Annotated in this window: 18 protein-coding genes; 12 read left to right on the top strand and 6 right to left on the bottom strand. The window is 44.4% G+C overall.

Annotated elements, in window-relative coordinates; translation table 11 throughout:
* Positions 1 to 84 precede the first annotated feature (84 nt).
* The 3 genes from X939_RS0107335 to X939_RS0107325 all read left to right on the top strand — a co-directional run bounded on the left by X939_RS0107335 (position 85) and on the right by X939_RS0107325 (position 2,439).
* On the top strand, positions 85 to 846 hold the full coding sequence (locus tag X939_RS0107335; protein ID WP_025762614.1) for a hypothetical protein: 762 nt from the start codon (positions 85 to 87) through the stop codon (positions 844 to 846).
* Positions 847 to 954: 108 nt separating this feature from the next.
* Positions 955 to 1,473 carry a phage tail protein gene (locus tag X939_RS0107330; RefSeq protein WP_025762613.1) on the top strand — a complete coding sequence of 173 codons (519 nt, stop codon included), beginning with the start codon at positions 955 to 957 and terminating at the stop codon, positions 1,471 to 1,473.
* Positions 1,474 to 1,503: 30 nt separating this feature from the next.
* Entirely contained in the window at positions 1,504 to 2,439 is a 936-nt protein-coding gene (locus X939_RS0107325; protein WP_025762612.1) for a T9SS type A sorting domain-containing protein, read from the top strand.
* Here X939_RS0107325 and X939_RS0107320 read toward each other — a convergent pair.
* Together X939_RS0107320 and X939_RS0107315 are read right to left on the bottom strand one after the other, a co-directional pair.
* Entirely contained in the window at positions 2,436 to 3,968 is a 1,533-nt protein-coding gene (locus tag X939_RS0107320; RefSeq protein WP_025762611.1) for a DNA recombination protein RmuC, read from the bottom strand. The two genes, X939_RS0107325 and X939_RS0107320, sit on opposite strands and share 4 nt — an antisense overlap.
* A 62-nt stretch (positions 3,969 to 4,030) precedes the next feature.
* Complete coding sequence (locus X939_RS0107315; RefSeq protein ID WP_084299438.1) at positions 4,031 to 5,203, bottom strand: cytochrome-c peroxidase; 1,173 nt, start codon at positions 5,201 to 5,203, stop codon at positions 4,031 to 4,033.
* A 364-nt stretch (positions 5,204 to 5,567) separates the two neighbouring features.
* Between X939_RS0107315 and X939_RS0107310 the strand changes: the two genes are divergently transcribed.
* Both X939_RS0107310 and X939_RS0107305 read left to right on the top strand, forming a co-directional pair.
* Positions 5,568 to 6,173: a TetR/AcrR family transcriptional regulator gene (locus X939_RS0107310; protein ID WP_025762609.1), complete on the top strand. Its 606-nt coding sequence runs from the start codon at positions 5,568 to 5,570 to the stop codon at positions 6,171 to 6,173.
* Between the two features lie 205 nt (positions 6,174 to 6,378).
* A complete protein-coding gene (locus X939_RS0107305; RefSeq protein WP_025762608.1) occupies positions 6,379 to 7,881 on the top strand; it encodes a lipopolysaccharide biosynthesis protein in 1,503 nt (500 codons plus the stop codon).
* 9 nt (positions 7,882 to 7,890) lie between these two features.
* Here X939_RS0107305 and X939_RS0107300 read toward each other — a convergent pair whose 3' ends face one another.
* Together X939_RS0107300 and X939_RS0107295 are read right to left on the bottom strand one after the other, a co-directional pair.
* On the bottom strand, positions 7,891 to 8,637 hold the full coding sequence (locus tag X939_RS0107300) for an ABC transporter ATP-binding protein (RefSeq protein WP_025762607.1): 747 nt from the start codon (positions 8,635 to 8,637) through the stop codon (positions 7,891 to 7,893).
* Positions 8,638 to 8,658: 21 nt separating this feature from the next.
* Positions 8,659 to 9,387 carry an MlaE family ABC transporter permease gene (locus tag X939_RS0107295; protein WP_025762606.1) on the bottom strand — a complete coding sequence of 243 codons (729 nt, stop codon included), beginning with the start codon at positions 9,385 to 9,387 and terminating at the stop codon, positions 8,659 to 8,661.
* A 62-nt stretch (positions 9,388 to 9,449) separates the two neighbouring features.
* On the opposite strand from X939_RS0107295, the gene X939_RS0107290 reads away from it, so the two are divergent.
* The 3 genes from X939_RS0107290 (at position 9,450) to X939_RS0107280 (ending at position 13,456) form a co-directional block, all read left to right on the top strand.
* Positions 9,450 to 10,160, top strand: a complete 711-nt coding sequence (locus X939_RS0107290) for an SDR family oxidoreductase (RefSeq protein WP_025762605.1) — start codon at positions 9,450 to 9,452, stop codon at positions 10,158 to 10,160.
* Positions 10,161 to 10,235: 75 nt separating this feature from the next.
* Complete coding sequence (locus tag X939_RS0107285) at positions 10,236 to 11,144, top strand: ROK family protein (protein ID WP_025762604.1); 909 nt, start codon at positions 10,236 to 10,238, stop codon at positions 11,142 to 11,144.
* 278 nt (positions 11,145 to 11,422) lie between these two features.
* Positions 11,423 to 13,456, top strand: coding sequence for a sialate O-acetylesterase (locus X939_RS0107280; protein WP_025762603.1), 2,034 nt, complete (start codon positions 11,423 to 11,425; stop codon positions 13,454 to 13,456).
* Positions 13,457 to 13,466: 10 nt separating this feature from the next.
* Here the strand turns inward: X939_RS0107280 and murB are convergent, their stop codons facing one another.
* Complete coding sequence (gene murB / locus X939_RS0107275) at positions 13,467 to 14,474, bottom strand: UDP-N-acetylmuramate dehydrogenase (protein ID WP_044198796.1); 1,008 nt, start codon at positions 14,472 to 14,474, stop codon at positions 13,467 to 13,469.
* A 121-nt stretch (positions 14,475 to 14,595) separates the two neighbouring features.
* Between murB and X939_RS22925 the strand changes: the two genes are divergently transcribed.
* Both X939_RS22925 and gmd read left to right on the top strand, forming a co-directional pair.
* On the top strand, positions 14,596 to 15,162 hold the full coding sequence (locus X939_RS22925) for an SPOR domain-containing protein (protein WP_025762601.1): 567 nt from the start codon (positions 14,596 to 14,598) through the stop codon (positions 15,160 to 15,162).
* A 34-nt stretch (positions 15,163 to 15,196) separates the two neighbouring features.
* A complete protein-coding gene (gene gmd / locus X939_RS0107265; protein WP_025762600.1) occupies positions 15,197 to 16,309 on the top strand; it encodes a GDP-mannose 4,6-dehydratase in 1,113 nt (370 codons plus the stop codon).
* Positions 16,310 to 16,396: 87 nt separating this feature from the next.
* Here gmd and X939_RS0107260 read toward each other — a convergent pair whose 3' ends face one another.
* Positions 16,397 to 16,840 carry a thioredoxin family protein gene (locus X939_RS0107260; RefSeq protein ID WP_044198795.1) on the bottom strand — a complete coding sequence of 148 codons (444 nt, stop codon included), beginning with the start codon at positions 16,838 to 16,840 and terminating at the stop codon, positions 16,397 to 16,399.
* A gap of 317 nt (positions 16,841 to 17,157) precedes the next feature.
* Between X939_RS0107260 and yihA the strand changes: the two genes are divergently transcribed.
* Together yihA and X939_RS0107250 are read left to right on the top strand one after the other, a co-directional pair.
* The gene (gene yihA / locus X939_RS0107255; protein WP_025762598.1) at positions 17,158 to 17,766 is read left to right on the top strand and encodes a ribosome biogenesis GTP-binding protein YihA/YsxC; all 609 of its coding nucleotides are present in this window, start codon (positions 17,158 to 17,160) and stop codon (positions 17,764 to 17,766) included.
* A gap of 164 nt (positions 17,767 to 17,930) precedes the next feature.
* Positions 17,931 to 18,401 (top strand): DUF5606 family protein, encoded by a 471-nt coding sequence (locus tag X939_RS0107250; protein WP_052353424.1) that lies wholly within the window; start codon positions 17,931 to 17,933, stop codon positions 18,399 to 18,401.
* The last annotated feature ends 8 nt before the right edge of the window (positions 18,402 to 18,409 follow it).

The following is an 18,409-nucleotide window of genomic DNA, read 5'->3' as shown; positions in this document are numbered from 1 at the left end:
AATATGTCTATACTTTTGACCTATCCTTTCCTTCATTCATTTAGGAAAACCTTTCTCCTTTATTCATTTTAAACCATCATCGTTATGAGCACACAAAGCATCACACCGAATCTTACATTACCCTCCTTTCTGGATTCTGGTCAACAAATCGAAGGTTTTAAGTTATGGGTATCAATTCCAGCAAACGACGACACCGGCGTCATCATTGATAACGTTTTACCTGGCGACGAAATTTATGTTTACGACGCTTCAGGAATTGCATCGTTTAAAAAAACGAGCATGAAACTGGTAAAGGCGATCGTAGGAATTGCCAATGCCATTGCCGGCGACGTACTGATGGTGGCGACTGAAGGCGCTGCTGCACCATTTGTGGGGGCCTGGAACACGGCTTTGAAAGGTATAGGCGATGCGGTAGGCGATAGTGATATTTCCCATGGCCGCAGGGACATGTTTGGGCAGGACCCTGGTACCGGAGACTATGGCAAGAACGAAGGGGGGCTTATCGTATGCATGCCCGAATCACGCGGGGCTATTTATGCTTCTGACAGTTACCATCTGGCCGACGATAGCAAAAGTCAAGGTCGGAAGTATCAGTATTACAGCCAGGCTATCAAAGATAAAAATGCCTTTTTCCCCTGCCCCGTTCCTGACGGCCGCATGAGCGGGAAAGCCACCATTTCAGGAGCCGTTCACGTTCTGGCATTCGACTCAAACTTTCAGGATAATGCAGGCTCCTATAATGTAGGCCTGATAGTGGTTCGCGGGCTGCGTCCCAGCGGCCAGTCGACCGACTCCGTATACAGCAAACTAATGGGCGCAGGCCCTGCCGGAGGAGAAGGCTACTAATTCTTTAAAATGGCCTGTACCGAAAGTCAAGGGGCCGGGCCATTTTAATATAATCCCATTACAATCTTTAAAATCTATATATTTTTTAAGCATTTTACCTTTTCAGTTATGGATACTTACCTAGGCATGATCTGCATATTACCCTACAATTTTGTTCCCAGAGGCTGGGCCGCCTGTAATGGGCAATTACTGTCCATAGCCCAAAACTCCGCGCTTTTCTCCCTACTAGGCACTACTTATGGCGGTAATGGCGTGGAAACTTTCGGCTTACCCGACTTACGAGGAAGAGTCCCCCTAGGACCGGGAAGCGGGCCGGGCTTGCCCTACTATAAGGATGGCGAAAAAGCCGGTAGTCCTACCGTCACCCTCCTGAGCACCAATCTACCCAGCCATAGTCATATGTTGAAAGCTTCCATGAATCAGGCGGAAACAGCTAATCCTTCTAACGCATTGCTGGCCGCGGCCACCTTCGGCAATAACGCATACCTAGACGGTACTGCCAATACCACTTTGAATCCAGACTCTATAGGCACCACCGGTGGTAACTATCCTGTAAATATTATGCAACCTTTTATCGCTCTGCAATTCTGTATCAGTTTAGAAGGTGTTTTTCCTTCCAGAGGATAACGCTATCATTCGCTTTAAACTCAGGGAATCATGAACCGAACACGATCCATTTTGCTTACAATACTGATAGGGTATTTGATAGGTACAACGGGCATCCAGGCACAATCTGTCATCATTTCCGGAAGTTGTTTTTCCAGTCCTGTGACTCTAACAGAGAACACTGCTGGCACGGCAAGTACCGGTCGGATTTATTATGAAGGGATAGGGACCATAAATGGTACGCCAAATATCACCATTGCAGTTGCCTGGCATTCCTCCTTCAATTCCTGGTTTGTAAGACTGAATGGTGGAGCCCATTTTTATTATCAGGGGAACACGCCCCTTCCCCCCAATAATAACCATTATAATTGGGTGAAGATTAATGAAGGAGGGAATCTCACTTACTGTCCGAATGGTACCCCTATTAGTATCACAGGAGATGGTACGCAACATGACCCCCTTCCCGTAACTCTGGTCGCATTCTATTCTCAGACAACTGCAGGAAGGATTATGCTGAACTGGACCACCACCGAAGAGCAAAACAACGCAGGATTTGAATTAATGCGCTCGCCAGACGCTCAAATCTGGACTTCTGTTGGTTTTGTAGATGGAAAAGGGAGTACTTCCAGTTTGCAAGAATACAACCTGGAAGACCCGGAGCCTCTCCCTGGAATAAATTATTATCGTCTGACACAAATAGACCTGGACGGCAAAGGAACATACTCTCGGATCATTGCGGCGTCCTACGAAGCGACCGATAATGGCTATTGTTATCCTAACCCAACCGATAACAGCCTCCAGGTGAATCTACCCAATGGTCAGATAATCAAGCAAATTAACATTATTTCTAGGTTCGGCAAAAAGCTGCGATCCCTTGAGGGACCAGCAAATCAAGTCGAGGTAGGCGAGCTTCCCGCCGGTCAGTATATGCTTGAAGTCACTACCCGAACTGGGTTGCAAATAGTGGAAAGCTTTATCAAACGTTAAGGAATTTCACGTTCCGAATTCTCTATCAGGTGTTCGGGGATTGATTTCTTGGTCTTGAGTCCTAAATTTTTCAGTTTAGTAGCTTGCAGGACCAAGTTATCATTCCCGGTACTAAGCTGCTTATAGGCCTCCTGATATTTATATTGAGCCTTGTCGAGTTGAGCGCCAACATCCTGCATGTTCTGGATAAAAGCTGAAAACTTATCATAGAGCTTTGCACCTCTTTCTGCTATTTCCTGCGCATTCTGATTTTGATTCTCACGCTTCCATAAATCTACAATCAACTTTAAGGAAGTTATAAGATTAGTGGGGCTCAGCAAAAGGATTCGTCGATCATAGGCAAAATTCCATAAGTCGGCGTCTCCCTGTAGGGCCGCTATGTAGGCGGGCTCGCTAGGCACAAAAAGCATTACAAAGTCCAGTGCCCGGTCGTAATCATCATAACCCTTGGAACTCAAAGTGATAATATGATTTTTGATAGCCGTCACGTGGCTCTTCAGTTCTATTTGTTGTAGCTCCAGATCGGTGGTATTCAGATAACGCAGATAGGCGTTTAGAGAAACCTTAGAATCGATGATCACACTTCTGTTATCGGGATACTTAATAATAGCATCGGGTCTCATTTTTTTATTCTCATGTTGAGAAAGCAGCGCCTTTCCATCCCGATCGCTGAGCTCCTGTTCCATGAAATATTCCCTCCCCTTTACCAGCCCAGACTTTTCCAGGATATTTTCTAAAATCATTTCACCCCAACGGCCCTGGGTTTTGGACTCTCCTTTCAAGGCCCGGGTGAGGTTCCTTGCTTCTTCACCGATAAGTTGATTCAGAGCCGCCAATTCCTTGACTTTTTCCCCTAAGGAAAATCGTTCTTTGGATTCTTTATCGTAAACTTCATCCACCCTCGCTTTAAAAGCTTGGATATTCTGGCCCAAAGGCTCAAGAATGGTAGACAAGTTGTTTCGGTTTAGTTCGGTAAATTTGGCCGCTTTAGAATCCAGTAAACTGCTAGCTATTCGCTCAAATTCTAGATGGAATTTTTCACTCATCTTACCCATCTCCTCTTTTTGGAAATCCAGCTTTTCCTGCATGGAGGCGTTCTGAGATTGTGTCATTGCCAACTGCTGATAAGCAGCGTTGAGATCAGACTGTAACAGCTCTTTTTCATTTTTCAGAGCAGACAGTTCGTCGAGCTTTTCGGACAAGCTATTGCGTACCGACTGAATAGCCGCCTGGGCATAGGTTACTTTCTCACGAGCATCACTTAACTCGACCATAAGCCGATCGTTCTGCGCTCTAAGTCTATAAATCTCATCAGACTTATCCTTAAGCTGTCGGTCTAGCCCGTTCAGTTGCTGGGTACTCGTAGCCTGATAGGCTACATAGTCTCTCTCCAGCTGCCCAAAAGTCCGTTGGGCCTCTCTCTCCCGATCTTGCCCCTGTTGTCTTTGACGATTTATCGCCCATAAATAGCCCAAAAAAGCGCCCAATATAAGTCCTACCACTAGATAGGGTAAAAATGTTATTATCATATTCATCAATTATGTCATCCCCTTCCGGGTTTACCTCTCCCGGGTAAAGCGACTCTTTCCATTTAGATTCCCTTTACGGGAAGCCCACTAGGCACCTCCTCTGGAATACGCTTATCAAATTTGTCATCGTTGAGGGTGTTGAGAAATTCGACAATTCGAGATATATCTTTAAAATTCACCGTCATCTGCGTAGCCAAAGTATCGATTTGCCCTGGCACTACCCTCGGATGGAGCACCTTTCCCCCCGCTACATCTTCATAAAACATCAGCACCTGCTCCAAGCGGGCAAATTTGCCACTATGCATATAGGGTGCTGTATAGCGCAAGTTACGCAATGAAGGCGTACGAAAAGCATATTTCCCCTCGGCCCCCGAATCGACACGTACCCGATTAGGAGTATCGGGAACGCCTAGTACGTGGAGTTTATAATCGGAAAACATAGGCCCTGAGTGACATTTCGCACATCCGGTTTTCAGAAATAACTGCAGACCATCCTTTTCACTAAGGGATAGAGCCAAGCTATCTCCCCGCATGTAGGCATCGAAACGGGTGTTGGGAGCAATGAGCGTACGTTCGTAGCTGGCCAATGCTTTGGCCACATTCTGTGCCGACAGGGGCATACTATCCTCTTTAAATGCCCTTTCAAACATTTCCTGATAGGTAGGAATGGCTTTTAGTCTTAGAATTACTTCATCCAGGATCTCCTCTTCAGAAAAGTCATGCCCCCTCATCTCCTCCAAGGTTTTGATAGGTATTAAGGCCTGCTCTTCCAGACCCCGGGCTCGGTTATCCCAAAACATGGGGGCCTGTTCTGGCCGATATTGTCTATTATTTTGTATACCATTAAAAGCAGCATTCAGTACGGCCTGGGAATTTCTTAATACAAAAGGTATGGTATTTGGACTCCGAAATCGCCGTTTGCTACCTGTTCCCTCACCATTTACCCCAATTGAAGTTTCTAAAAATTCGGCATAATTAAACTCAGGTAAATGACAGGTGGCACAGGAGACCTCCCGATTTCCCGACAAGATGGGATCAAAAAAAAGCAGTCTGCCCAGTTCCACTTTTTCGGGGCTCCGGGGATTGTCGGTAGGATCAGGGGCCTCCAGTGGCAAAGCACCTAGGTCTGCCAGGGTCTCAACCACTTTTTCATCATTCACGGTTGCTGGTGTAGGCTGGCAGGAATCCAGGACTATTATCGCCAGACATAACCATATCCGATTTGTCAATATCATAAGGAAAGCCATTTTTCTTTTAAGCCCTCAATTTTACCTTTATACTGTTGCTGGACCATTACTTTCTATGAGAAAAGTCCAGGACTATTCCATTTTAATCCCTCTCCAAAGGTGCAGTACGACTAAACTTTTGTTAGACATGTCACTGCAATTGCCGTTAGCCGGTTACCTAAAAAAGTGAACTGACTTGCCATAATTAAAGAAAAAAGAGAAATTATTTAAATTTTAATCACTTTTTAATGTCGTATATCCCGATTTAATCAACCGTTATGGCGATATTGGTGACATATACAAAATGAAACCTATTTATTTAGTGTTCTGAAAAGTATCATTACCATAACAATTCAAGTTAAACGCAACCCACATGAAAGTAGAAAAAGTTAAAAAAAGAGACCGAGAGCGGACCAAAGGAAAAATTCTGAAGGCCGTCGGTGATGTTATTGAGCAGTATGGAACGGAGAAAGTAGGTGTGAACCTGATAGCTCGTACAGCCGGAGTTAACAAAGTTCTGATCTACCGATACTTCGAAAGTGTAGATGGTCTCATGGAGCAATATGTAAAGTCGGGGCTATATACCTCTACTTCTGCAGATGACTATTTGGATGATCTAGGCCCCATTGCACCCGAGGACGCAACTGACACCCTGGTAAAGGTTACAAAAACCTTTATGAGTGATATGCGCGAGCGCAAGGCCACCCGCGATTTGCTTCGTTGGGAAATTGGTACAGGCAAGCCCATGCTTTCGGATTCCCGAAATGCCAGTGCTCAAAATCTTATTAAAAAAATTGGGTCCCTGCCTAATTTTGAAGATACGGGAGCCCTAATGGCATTCTTATCGGCCGGGATTTATTATCTGACTATTTCAGCGGATTATCGTGACTCGATGATCGATGTTGACCTTAAGTCAGACGATGACTGGAAGCGCATTGAAGCGGTGTGTGAAAGGATTATCAGAAACATTGGCAAATAAAAACCAGACGCCTATTCAAGCATTTTACTTTTCTTAAGCATTATCAGTAATCAGGCGAATGTCCTCTCCACCCACGTGGTGGGAGGACTTTTTTTGTGCCTTCACTTAAAATATTTACGAGTTATGCACATCTTTGCTCATCCAAGGGAATTCCAGACTCCTGCCAGATCAATTTCAGAAAAGCCCCAATACGAATTTAAGCCGAATGAGTGTACTTAAGAAACTAGCCAGTGATACCGCCGTTTATGGAATTAGCACCATGCTGGGGCGTTTTTTGAACTATTTACTGGTAGCGCTTCACACCAAACTTTTCATGGCTGACGAGCTTGCCGTACAGGTACAGCTGTATGCCTATGCAGGACTCTCCTTGGTGCTTTACACCTTCGGAATGGAAACCGCATTTTTTCGCTTCGCCAGAAAAGAAGAAGATCGGCAGCAATATTATAATCTTATTCTAACGGCAGTAATTCTAGTCAGTAGTCTGGGCTCCGGTATCTTGATTCTGAATGCCAACCAGGTAGCTTCTTATATTCAATATCCGGAAAACGCGCATTTGGTCCGCTGGTTTGCCCTGATCATGGCCACAGATGCCATCGTTTCAATCCCTTTTGCCCGACTTAGGCTGGAAGGAAAAGGGAAGAAATTCGTCATCATAAGGGTGAGCAATATTTTAATCAATATCAGCTTGAATTTATTCTTCCTGATCATTTGCAGGGATATACATCAAGGGAAATATTTAGCTTTTCTTCAGCCCCTGATCGCTATCTTTTACGATCCAAGCCATGCTCCCGACTATATCATTATGGCTAACCTGATCGCCAACCTTTTATTCTTCTGGATGCTCAGAAAGGAATTTGCCGATTTCAGAATGGTATTGAACCGAAAAATTTTCAAACCAGTATGGGTATATGCCTATCCCATCATGATAATGAACGCTGCCGCAGTGCTCAATATGCTCTTCGACCGGGCCGTGATGCAATTTCTGCTTCCGCCCAACTTTTATCCAGGCCGTACTACTAAAGAGGCTATCGGTATATATGGGCAATGTTACAAACTGTCCATATTTATGAATCTGGCCATTCAGGCTTTTAAATATGCTGCGGAGCCATTTTTCTTCTCGAAGGGTGAAGATAAAAACGCCCCCCCCGTGTTTGCAAGAATCATGAAATTCTTCATCATCATTTGTGTGCTCATGTGGGTAGGAATTTCTATTAACTTAGATCTTCTGGCGGAGTTATTTCTGAAGCAGAAAATGTACCATGAAGCGCTCCCCATTGTGCCCTGGCTACTGGCTGGCTTTCTATTTTTAGGAATCTATTATAACCTAGCTGCATGGTTTAAACTCACGGACAAAACACAGTTTGGAACCTACTTCACCCTCACCGGCGCCACCGTTACCATTTTGGTGAGTGTTTTTCTGGTCCCTACTATTGGCTATCTGGGATTTGCCATCGCATTTGCCACCTCAGGGTTATCCATGGCTGCACTCTGCTATTATTTCGGACAAAAATATTACCCCGTTCCTTACGATTTAAAATCGGCCCTGGGCTATATTATAATGGGAGCAGTGCTGATCGCCATATCCAACCATTTCGACATAGCCCATCTGGGGGTTTCGGTAGGAATCCATATGCTCGTATTCTTGCTTCTGATAGCCCTCACCTACTGGAAAGAGATGAAGGCCCTACCCGCCCGGCTCCGACTTTAGCCTCCCAGGTCACGGCTCCATTTCTCTGAGTAACTTGTTAGCAAAAAGGAATTCGCGCAGTTCAGGAACTGTTGACCGAACGATATCTTCGTTTCCACCTTCCCAAAGCTTATCGCCCTGGTATAGGAAAACAATGTTCTGGCCAATTTCCATCACCGAATTCATATCATGGGTGATAATGACCGTGGTAATATCATATTCTTCCGTTATTTCCTGGATCAGCGCATCTATTTTGACTGCTGTAAGCGGGTCTAAGCCAGAATTGGGTTCATCACAAAACAGGTACATGGGATTCATTACAATGGCCCGGGCAATTCCCACCCTTTTCTTCATTCCTCCACTAATTTCGGATGGCATACGATTACCCGTCCCCTCCAGGCCTACTCTTTTCAGACAAGCGGCTACCCGGTCTTGTTTCTCATCCATGGGCTGGTTTGTAAGCATATCTAAAGGAAAGCGTACATTTTGCTCCACCGTCTGAGAATCGAACAAGGCTCCTCCCTGAAATAGGACACCCATTTCACGGCGAATGGCCTGTTGCACCTCCGCCCCACTCTCATAGAACTCACGCCCATCGTATAGCACCCTGCCCGAATCTGGCTTGATCAGTCCGATCATAGTCTTCATCAAAACACTTTTCCCGGTGCCGCTTCCTCCGATAATCAGATTCGTCTGCCCCTTTTGAAAAGTACTACTGACACCTTTTAAAACCGCCTTTTCGCCAAATGCCTTCTTAATATCTTGAATCTGGATCATTACTTTTTGGATTTATATTGCCTACAAAAGCATTTGTGCTAAGATAAAGTCGGCGATCAGAATGGCAATACAGCTATTCGTGACGGCTTGCGTGCTGGCCTTGCCCACTTCTAAAGCCCCCCCTTTAATATAAAATCCCTGAAAAGAAGAAATGGTGGCAATCAGAAAGCCAAATACAAATGGCTTAACTAGCATGAAAAATATATTATAAGGTACAAAGGAGTCACGAATTCCATACATATAATCCCGCTCTGTTATTACTCCCGTCAGGGTGCCGGCCATATATCCGCCTAGAATACCCAGAAAAGCAGACATGATCACCAGCATGGGAAAAGTGAACATAGCCGCAAGCACCTTAGGCAGTACCAAATAGGATGAAGAATTAATCCCCATGACCTCCAAGGCATCGATCTGTTCAGAAATACGCATGGTTCCCAACTCGCTAGCTATATTAGACCCCACTTTCCCCGAGAGAACAATACAGGTAATAGTAGGCGCCAATTCCAAGATCTCCATATCGCGAACAATAAGAGCCACAGTGGAGATAGGAATAATAGGACTTACCAGGTTGTAGGCCGTTTGAATACAGGACACGGCACCAATAAATGTAGAGACAATGGCGACAATAAAAATTGAGTTGACCCCAAGGCCCACGCATTCCTCCATAAAGCGCCTCCAATACACTGTAATTTTCTCACCCTTGGAGAATAAACTCCCTAGAAATATAAAGTATTTACCAATTACAGACATAGTTTCTTAATTCATTTCGATATTTTCGGGAAAATTAGGCAAAAAATAAAGCAAATAGAAAAATGAATCCATTACTAGTCCTCAGCGGGGGAACCAAAGGCATAGGAAAAGCGACCATTGAACGATTTTTGTCAGGGGGGTATGATGTAATTACCTGTGCCAGAAGCCAAAATGACCTGTTGGGCTTACAAAAGGAAATGTTAGTAAAGTATCCTCACCAAACCCTCAATTTTATCGTTGCCGACCTGTCTCTACCTGAGGATACCCAGCAGTTCATCCATTTCATCAAAAAGCAGGAGCGCCATGTCGATGTTTTAATCAACAACACAGGTATATTTGTACCTGGACAGATACATAATGAAGAAGAAGGGATTCTGGAAAAAACAATTGAGACCAATGTATACAGTGCATACCGTCTCACCAGAGGACTTATAGGCGATATGATGCAGTCTAAGCAAGGACATATTTTCAATATCTGTTCCACTGCCAGTATCATGGCTTATCCCAATGGCGGTTCATACTGCATCAGTAAGTTTGCTTTGCTGGGAATGACCAAGGTATTAAGGGAGGAAATGAAGCCATATAACATCAAAGTCACAGCCATTTTGCCCGGTGCAACCTATACCAATAGTTGGGAAGGGACGGACCTTCCTGAAGAAAGATTCATTTCTTCCAAAGATATTGCTGAGACAATTTGGTCGGCTAATCAACTGTCCAACAATGCATTAATAGAAGAAATACTCATTCGACCACAGTTGGGTGATCTGGATTGATTGTAATAAATTTTAGCAATTTGATTAAATTGCCGTATTTTTAAAATTATTTATTAAACCCGTATCTAATATTTCATGGAACAATATCTTGGTATAGACGTGGGCGGTACGAACGTGAAAATGGGTATCGTTGACGCTACAAATGGAAGAATCTCGAATTTTTACAGCCACGATACCGCAAGCTGGCGTACCTCAGGGCATTTCATAGAGCGCCTTGGCGACGCCATTTCCTTACAGCTTGTGGAGCACCCGGAAGTAAGCCGGGTAGGAATTGGAGTACCCGGGCTAATAACTAGAGATCGTACCACGCTCATCGAAATAACTGCTATTCCCGAAATAGATGGAATGACCATTGTTCCTGACTTGAAAAAACGTTTTCCAAACCATGATTTTTTCTTAGAAAACGATGCCAACGCAGCGGCCTTAGGAGAATATTATTTTGGTGAGGATAAACTACCTGAAGACTATATATTTGTAACCCTAGGCACTGGCATAGGTGGGGCTGCCATTATAGACAAAAAGGTATTTAAAGGAGGTGGTGGAAATGCCATGGAACCTGGTCATGTACCCTCTCGCTATGGTAGAGTATTGGAGCGAAATATAGGCAAAAAAGAGCTTCTCGACATGGCTAACGACATGCGAAGTAAATATACTGGCAATACCCAACTTCCTGCCGATGGCACGATCTCTACCACTGGATTGGTAGCAGCAGCTGCCAATGGAGACGAACTTGCCAAGCAAATATTCTCCGAAATGGGTTATATGCTTGCCGAAGGACTAGTCGCTATGATCCGAATCCTGGATATTACCACCATTCTGATTGGCGGCGGTATTTCTGCTTCTTTTGAGTACATTCTTCCTGCCATTACCGAGCGCTTCGAGTACTGGCTAACTCCCTACTATCTCAAAACCATTTCGATTAAAAGAGCGACCCTGGCCAACGATGCTGGCTTACTGGGCGCTGCTTCTCTATGCTTTGAATAAGAGTTACTGTCGTTTTAAGGACGAATTGTTTGCAGGCCTCATCGCCTGTAAATAATTCTATCCTAAAACCGCTTAAACACATACTCCCCACTTTGATCAACTTCTCAACAAAATTTTATCTATTCTGAATTTTGTTCGGTTCCCAACTCATATTTTTTGGAACAAATTCTAAGCTTGTTCCTTGACATTCTTTACTTTTGTAGGATTTACGCTGCGGAAGATTGTCTTGATGGTTTTTCCCAGGTATAGTTTTTCTAAAAACTGGCTATAAACCCTCCATGCCTGCACACCGTTCCTCCAAAATCCATCTAGGACTGCTGTCCTTGCTGTTATCTTTTCATCAACTTGCTTTCAGCCAAAACATAGGGTCATTCCATTTTAGTGCTTTGCCTGAGAATATGCAATTATTTGCCCGTGAGGCCAATAATGAGGCCCTGGTCACTATCGCCGGACGCAATACCGACCCTGAATACAAGGCTGTTTCCGTCATTACTCTGCGGCAAAACAGTCGCATAGGCTATAGTAGTCAGCCCTTGAATTATACCACAGGAAATGAAGCGAGTTTCGAGATCAAAACTAAAATCAAAGCGGAGCTTGCAGAATACAGTGTGGCCATATATGGCAAAAAATCCAATAATGACTCCAGCCTGATCGCCAGGCGGGATAGACTCGTAGCCGGGGATTTCTATATTATTTACGGACAGTCCAATGCAGTAGCTTGGGAGGTGGACTATACCTACCGCCACCCCTACGCCCGCACCATGGGTTTTGCCGCCAATGTAGGCAGGGCCTGGGGACTATCAAACGATCTGGGACCCAGGGTAGGCATATTTGGCATCGAATTTCAAAAGCATATTGCTGACCAATATCAGATTCCGACCTGCGTCATCAACGCCGCCCTTGCCGGCGCCTCCATTGAACAGCTGACTGTCAGGAACGAACAAAATCATTCCGACCCCTCTACAGCATACGGTGGCCTGCTCAACTACGCCCGGGAAACGGGACTACTTCCGCACCTTAGGGGCATTTTTTATTGGCAAGGCGAATCCGAGGCTTCCTCCGAAAATCCTTTGTCCTGGGCCCCTTCCTTCGATCGGCTGGCCAAACAGATGCTCGAAGATTACTCCATGGTTGAAAAAATATATGTATTCCAATTACCATTATTTGGAGGAGGAGCCTATGATGACCGCATTGGCGAGTTACGTGAGGCCCAACGGACCCTAAACAGGAAATACCCTACCATCCAGCCCTATGCCCCCTTGGGAGCTCCCGGTTGGAATGGCTTTCATTACGGCCTAGAGGGGTACCTGAAAATAGGAGAGGAACTCGCTGCCATGGCCGGGCATTTTCATTATGGAAAAACGAAGAAAGTAACCTCCCCAAGTCTGCAAAAAGCCTATTATTCTACCCCGTCAAAAGACGAAGTAACCTTAGTTTTTGAAGACTACCAACAGATGGTCTACCCCGGCGATACTTTGGTAACCAATATAGAAAGCAGCCAAGAGCCCCAGTCCATTTATGCAGTCAAAGATTTTTTCTATTTAAATAAAACCTGGAGGAAAACCCAAGCGGGAAGAGCCGAAAGCAATCGAATTATATTAAAGTTAAAAGAGGCGGGTCAGGACAGCCTTGTGAAATACCTGCCATCAAAATATCACCACGCAGGATTGAGCACGGCTCCTTGGGTATATTTAGGTCCCTTTCTGCGCAATAAAGAGGGCTTTCGAGCCTTTGCTTTTCACCATACGACCATTCACCCCTACGAGGATCTGGGAACTTTAAAACTGGCCATATCCGAACCCGGTGAAGAAGTAACCATAAACTGGAGTGCCGCACCGGATGTAAAAGGCTATCAACTGGATATATACTACACCATGGCAGGTGATACCATCCACCGGGCTATACAGCTGGCTGCAGATCAAACAAGCTATGTAGATGCTGAGGCACTTCAGGGGATTTCAGCTATTTATGGCATCAGAGCCATCCGCGAAAGGGTAGAAAGCACGATAACCTACGCATCCCATGTCAAAAAATCGGTAGACAAACTAGTCACCGGTATCCCGACCAGGGATATTGAAATTGTGGTATACCCCAATCCTGTAGATGGCATAGCCCATATTCGCTCGGAGCTTGTACCAATACACCGTATTCAATACCTTTCCCCGCAAGGGTCTTTGTTGGAAGAGCACCAATACCCGGGGCAACACCGGGTCGAGTTAGACTTAAGGAATCACCCAAATGGGCGTTACCTACTACGGATCTTTACGGATGAAGGTATATCCGTACACCCCGTCCTTTTATTGAACCCCTAAGAAATACGCCTTATATAAAGTTTACTTCCGGAGAGAGAAGGATTTGATAACGGTCCTGAACCGATTTTTGGATGCGAAAAGCCAAGGATTTAATATCCTCTCCGGCCCCTCCTCCATAATTGACCAGCACCAGTGCCTGGCGGTCGTGTACGCCAATGGAGCCCTCACGATACCCCTTCCATCCTGCCTGTTCGATAAGCCATCCAGCAGGGACTTTCATACCCAACCCGGTAGGATAGCCTGGCATGGTAGGATAGTTTAATTTAAGTTTATGAAAATGATCCAAGGTAATTTCTGGATTTTTGAAGAAGCTTCCCGCATTCCCAATTTTGGCTGGATCGGGTAATTTACTCTGTCGGATTTTTATTACGGCTTCACTTACTGCACGTAGACTGAGTGATTCATGGGGCTTTTCGTCTAATACTTTCTGTATATCTCCGTAAGAGATATTAAAATCGGGTTGCTTACTTAGCCTAAAGTTGACAGCAGTGATAAAATATTTTCCTTTTAACCGCTGTTTAAAAATACTCTCCCTGTAGCCAAACTGACATTCGGCGGCAGAAAATATCCTGAGTTGACCATCGGACCTGCTGATGGCTTCAACCGTTTCGATCACATCTTTGACCTCAACCCCATAGGCACCAATATTTTGCATGGGTGCGGCGCCTACCGTTCCCGGAATCAAGGAAAGATTTTCGACCCCGGCATAATTATGGTCTACACAGTATTGCACGAAGGCGTGCCAGCCTTCGCCAGCCCCCACCCTTAAATGCACCTCCCGATCGTTATCTTTCGTGATGGCAATGCCCCTTATCTGATTTAGGAGAACTAGTCCGGCAAAGTTCTGCGTGAAGAGCACGTTGCTGCCTCCCCCCAGCAAAAGTATGTTCACCTCCTTCCAGCGGTCGTCTAGTATAATATTCCGAAGGCCCTGTTCGGAATCTATTTTCATAAAATATTCTGATTTAACATCGATACCAAAAGTATTGTAGGCCTGTAAAGAAACGTCTGAGAGCATGGAGATACTAACTAGATAAATGAAGAGCCAAAGTTAACCATTTGATTCAAAAAGTACACCTTATGGTGATTCATGCATTTTTAGTTAAGTTTGCAAGTCAAATGAGCTTTTATTCATCACTATGTTCATCAATAAAAAGGTAATATATGCCATGCTATGGCTGGGAAGCTTAACCCTAGCGGGATGTGCAAAAAAAACCTATTTACGTAGCAGTTCTAATGTCCATACCGAAGATTTGTCTTCTGTCAGGCCACGATACGATTATCAGGAACCCGAAATAAAAGGAACATTTCTTCCTGGTAAAAATGACGATGAAACCGAACAAAAAGAACTGGCAGACAATCCGGACGCTGTTAATTCCCGGCTTGACAAGGCAGTGGAAGCCATGGTCCAGCAGAACAAATCTATAAAATATATTAACGGATTTCGAATCCAGCTTTATGTCGGGAATGTTCGCCAGCAAGCCGACGACGCCAAGTCTTACATTTACAGGATGTTTCCCGATCTGGTTCCTTATGTAACCTATTCTCAGCCCACCTACCGGGTGAAAGCAGGAGACTTTATGTATCGGGGCGATGCCCAATCTTTTCTTGATCAGATAAAAGATCAATATCCCTCAGCTGTGATACTTTCTGACCGAGTGGATATCAAGAAGAGCCTGATTTTAAACTCGCCCTACGAAAATTAAAACTTACACTATATTTTAACCATTAATTCTGAAAATGAAGAAGGCTCTAATTACAGGAATCACGGGTCAGGACGGCGCATATTTAGCCGAATTGCTTTTGGAAAAGGGATATGAAGTGCATGGCATCAAGCGCCGTAGCTCTTTGTTCAACACCCAGCGTATCGATCATATCTATGAAGATCCGCACGAGAAGAATCCCAAGCTCCACCTTCATTATGGTGATTTGAGTGACTCCACTAACATAATCAGGATCATTCAAGAGGTGCAACCCGACGAAATTTACAACTTGGGCGCTATGTCTCATGTGCAGGTAAGTTTTGAAGAGCCGGAATATACGGCTAATGTCGACGGCATTGGTACGCTACGAATTCTGGAGGCAGTCCGCCTGTTAGGTTTAACCAAAAAAACACGGATTTACCAGGCTTCTACCTCCGAACTTTACGGATTGGTTCAACAGGTTCCCCAGTCGGAGACCACCCCTTTCTACCCCCGTTCGCCCTATGCCGTAGCTAAGATGTATGGCTACTGGATCACGGTAAATTACCGGGAAGCTTACGATATGTTTGCCGTGAACGGAATCTTGTTCAATCATGAGTCTCCACTACGTGGTGAGACCTTTGTAACCCGAAAAATAACCCGTGCCGTAGCGCGTATCGCCCTGGGTCTTCAGGACAAGGTATATCTGGGAAATTTGGACGCACAAAGGGATTGGGGCCACGCCAAGGATTTTGTGGAAGCAATGTGGCTTATTCTTCAGCAAGAGAAAGCCGAAGACTTTGTGATAGCAACAGGAGTTACTACCCGCATTCGCGAATTCGTTAGAATGGCCTTTGCTGAGGTAGGTATAGAGCTGGAATTTACCGGGGAGGGTGTCCACGAAGTGGCTAAGGTAACCAGCTGTTCCAATCCAGAGTTTAAGGTGGAAATAGGCAGTGAAGTAGTGGCCGTAGATCCTCGCTATTTCCGTCCGACCGAAGTGGAATTGCTAATTGGAGACCCTACCAAATCCATGACTAAGCTGGGCTGGAAACCCAAATATGATCTGAAGGCTTTGGTCAACGACATGGTAACTTCAGATGTGGCTCTTTTCCGCAAAGATCGGCTACTTGAAAATAGCGGACACCGCGTTCCAAACTATTACGAATAAAATACTGAAGTAGGCGAGAGGCCGGATTATAGAAATACTGTATAATCCGGCCTTTTGCTTAATAAAATTGGAGTGATTAGTATAAGTCTAAAGGCTCTGCACCTTTTCCTTTTGAACCTGCTGGGCTACCTTAATTAAGGTTTCTGCTTTCTGATAACCAATGACTTCTTTCACTACCTTTCCATCGGGATTTATGAAAAATAAGGTAGGATATCCTTCCAGAGGGTACTTCTCGGCTAACATCAATCCTTCCCCACTTTCCATATCAAATTTCACATTGATAAAATCCTTATTAAAAACTTCTGCTACATCTGCTCGGGTAAAGACGTTCTTTTGAAGGAGTTTGCAAGGGCCGCACCAAGTGGTATAGGCATCAAAAAATATAATTTTATTCTCGGCTTTAGCCTTCTTGAGAATTGACGCCCAGGAACCGTTTATAAAAACAATACCGTTAGCGGGTGCTTCAGGCTCTTTTTCCCCGGAATTATCCCCTGCTCTGACGGTTATGCCCGTTCCTATTAAAGCAAGCATAACGAATAAAACACTTCTTTTTATAAAATCCATTCTTTCTATTGATAGTTTTAACATATGAATAACGCCACGACGGCTATTAACATACTAATTTACATACTTTTTTTGATCTCCCACTACAAGTAGGGCCACAGGGCCGCGCTTCCTGTCAGATTATAAATTCTTGCAATCTGTTATGAGACCAGAAAGCCTTAACTTTACAGCATCAAACATCAAACCAGCCAATGGGTGAACTTCAGGGCACAACAAGATATTAAGAGATTAACTCTTAATCTGCCTGGCGGAGCCCCTCCTGTGCTTAGAAGCCCTAAGTGATTATGAAAATACTAGAAGCCAAATATGTAATGAGTAATTCGGACTATCTGAAATGTCCGGAACCTAATATCCCTGAATATGCATTTATAGGGCGTTCCAATGTTGGAAAGTCATCCTTGATCAATATGCTGACCAATAAGAAAAATCTTGCCAAAACCTCACAACAACCAGGGAAGACACAATTGATCAACCACTTTAAGATAAATGATACCTGGTACTTAGTCGACTTACCAGGCTATGGCTATGCCAAAGTAAGTAAAGTGGAGCGGGAAAAATGGGAAAAGATGATTCACGATTATCTCCATATGCGAAGCAATCTGGTTTGCACCTTTGTTTTGGTAGATATCCGACACAAGGCTCTGGCTCCCGATTTGGAGTTTATGCAAAGTTTAGGCGAAGCAGGAATACCCTTTCATATTATCTTTACGAAAGGAGATAAATTGAAACCATACCAGATTGAAACCCAGGTAGAGGCCTACCGCTCCACCTTAGCAGAAATTTGGGAAGAAATCCCACCTTTATTCGTTACCTCTGCGGAAAAAAATCAAGGTGGTGAACCCATTTTAGAAACAATAGACTCCTATAATGAGTCGTTTCAGAGGATGGATTAAGTCAGACGGTTGTTTCAAGGTGAATCTTTCACTTATTTTACAACACAATCGGATGTATATAATTACGATCGGGCCCAGGACACATTTTGCTCCCCGGCTAGATTCATCTATTGAAAGTTATCAAGCATATAATCAAGTTTTAAAAACTAATTGCCTAGAAAGAGATGAGTGAACAAACAGAAATCAAGGGGATGGAATTGCTGAAGGATATCGCCAATGTATCCGGAAAAGGAGGCCTTTTCCGAATTCTAAAGCCGAGCCGCGCAGGTGTGATCGTGGAAAGCCTGGCCGAGCAGCCAGAAAAAACCTTGATTGGTCCGACTGCCAGAGTTTCGGTTCTAAAAGATGTTTCGATTTTTACGGATGGGGAAGAAGAGTCGGTGGCCTTGGCGGACGTTTTCTTGAAAATCAGAGAAGTTCATGGAGAGCAAGTGGAATTATCTGTAAAGACTGCTTCGGACAAAGAACTTCTTGAATTTCTGAACGAAATCCTTCCAGAATTCGACCGCAGCAAAGTGTATGTTTCTGATATTAAGAAAATTATTACCTGGTTCAACTTGCTTTCCAAATTCGTACCTGAGCTCTTCGAAGCTGCTGAAGTAGAGGCTGAAGATGCTTCTACCGAAAAAGAATAGGCACTACC

The organism is Dyadobacter tibetensis Y620-1 (genome assembly GCF_000566685.1).
GTDB classification, from domain to species: Bacteria; Bacteroidota; Bacteroidia; order Cytophagales; family Spirosomataceae; genus Dyadobacter; species Dyadobacter tibetensis.
Note: the sequence above shows the minus strand (reverse complement) of the source record. Positions and strands in the feature narration are given on the sequence as shown.

What these genes read in the sequence shown, in the direction of transcription:
- X939_RS0107335 (WP_025762614.1), top strand. Translation starts at nt 85, where the DNA reads ATGAGCACACAAAGCATCACACCGAATCTTACATTACCCTCCTTTCTG.
- X939_RS22925 (WP_025762601.1), top strand. Translation starts at nt 14,596, where the DNA reads ATGTTCATCAATAAAAAGGTAATATATGCCATGCTATGGCTGGGAAGC.
- X939_RS0107325 (WP_025762612.1), top strand. Translation starts at nt 1,504, where the DNA reads ATGAACCGAACACGATCCATTTTGCTTACAATACTGATAGGGTATTTG.
- X939_RS0107260 (WP_044198795.1), bottom strand. Translation starts at nt 16,840, where the DNA reads ATGCTTGCTTTAATAGGAACGGGCATAACCGTCAGAGCAGGGGATAAT.
- X939_RS0107320 (WP_025762611.1), bottom strand. Translation starts at nt 3,968, where the DNA reads ATGATAATAACATTTTTACCCTATCTAGTGGTAGGACTTATATTGGGC.
- X939_RS0107295 (WP_025762606.1), bottom strand. Translation starts at nt 9,387, where the DNA reads ATGTCTGTAATTGGTAAATACTTTATATTTCTAGGGAGTTTATTCTCC.
- X939_RS0107290 (WP_025762605.1), top strand. Translation starts at nt 9,450, where the DNA reads ATGAATCCATTACTAGTCCTCAGCGGGGGAACCAAAGGCATAGGAAAA.
- X939_RS0107250 (WP_052353424.1), top strand. Translation starts at nt 17,931, where the DNA reads ATGAGTGAACAAACAGAAATCAAGGGGATGGAATTGCTGAAGGATATC.
- X939_RS0107280 (WP_025762603.1), top strand. Translation starts at nt 11,423, where the DNA reads ATGCCTGCACACCGTTCCTCCAAAATCCATCTAGGACTGCTGTCCTTG.
- yihA (WP_025762598.1), top strand. Translation starts at nt 17,158, where the DNA reads ATGAAAATACTAGAAGCCAAATATGTAATGAGTAATTCGGACTATCTG.
- X939_RS0107285 (WP_025762604.1), top strand. Translation starts at nt 10,236, where the DNA reads ATGGAACAATATCTTGGTATAGACGTGGGCGGTACGAACGTGAAAATG.
- X939_RS0107305 (WP_025762608.1), top strand. Translation starts at nt 6,379, where the DNA reads ATGAGTGTACTTAAGAAACTAGCCAGTGATACCGCCGTTTATGGAATT.
- gmd (WP_025762600.1), top strand. Translation starts at nt 15,197, where the DNA reads ATGAAGAAGGCTCTAATTACAGGAATCACGGGTCAGGACGGCGCATAT.
- X939_RS0107315 (WP_084299438.1), bottom strand. Translation starts at nt 5,203, where the DNA reads ATGATATTGACAAATCGGATATGGTTATGTCTGGCGATAATAGTCCTG.
- X939_RS0107330 (WP_025762613.1), top strand. Translation starts at nt 955, where the DNA reads ATGGATACTTACCTAGGCATGATCTGCATATTACCCTACAATTTTGTT.
- murB (WP_044198796.1), bottom strand. Translation starts at nt 14,474, where the DNA reads ATGCTCTCAGACGTTTCTTTACAGGCCTACAATACTTTTGGTATCGAT.
- X939_RS0107310 (WP_025762609.1), top strand. Translation starts at nt 5,568, where the DNA reads ATGAAAGTAGAAAAAGTTAAAAAAAGAGACCGAGAGCGGACCAAAGGA.
- X939_RS0107300 (WP_025762607.1), bottom strand. Translation starts at nt 8,637, where the DNA reads ATGATCCAGATTCAAGATATTAAGAAGGCATTTGGCGAAAAGGCGGTT.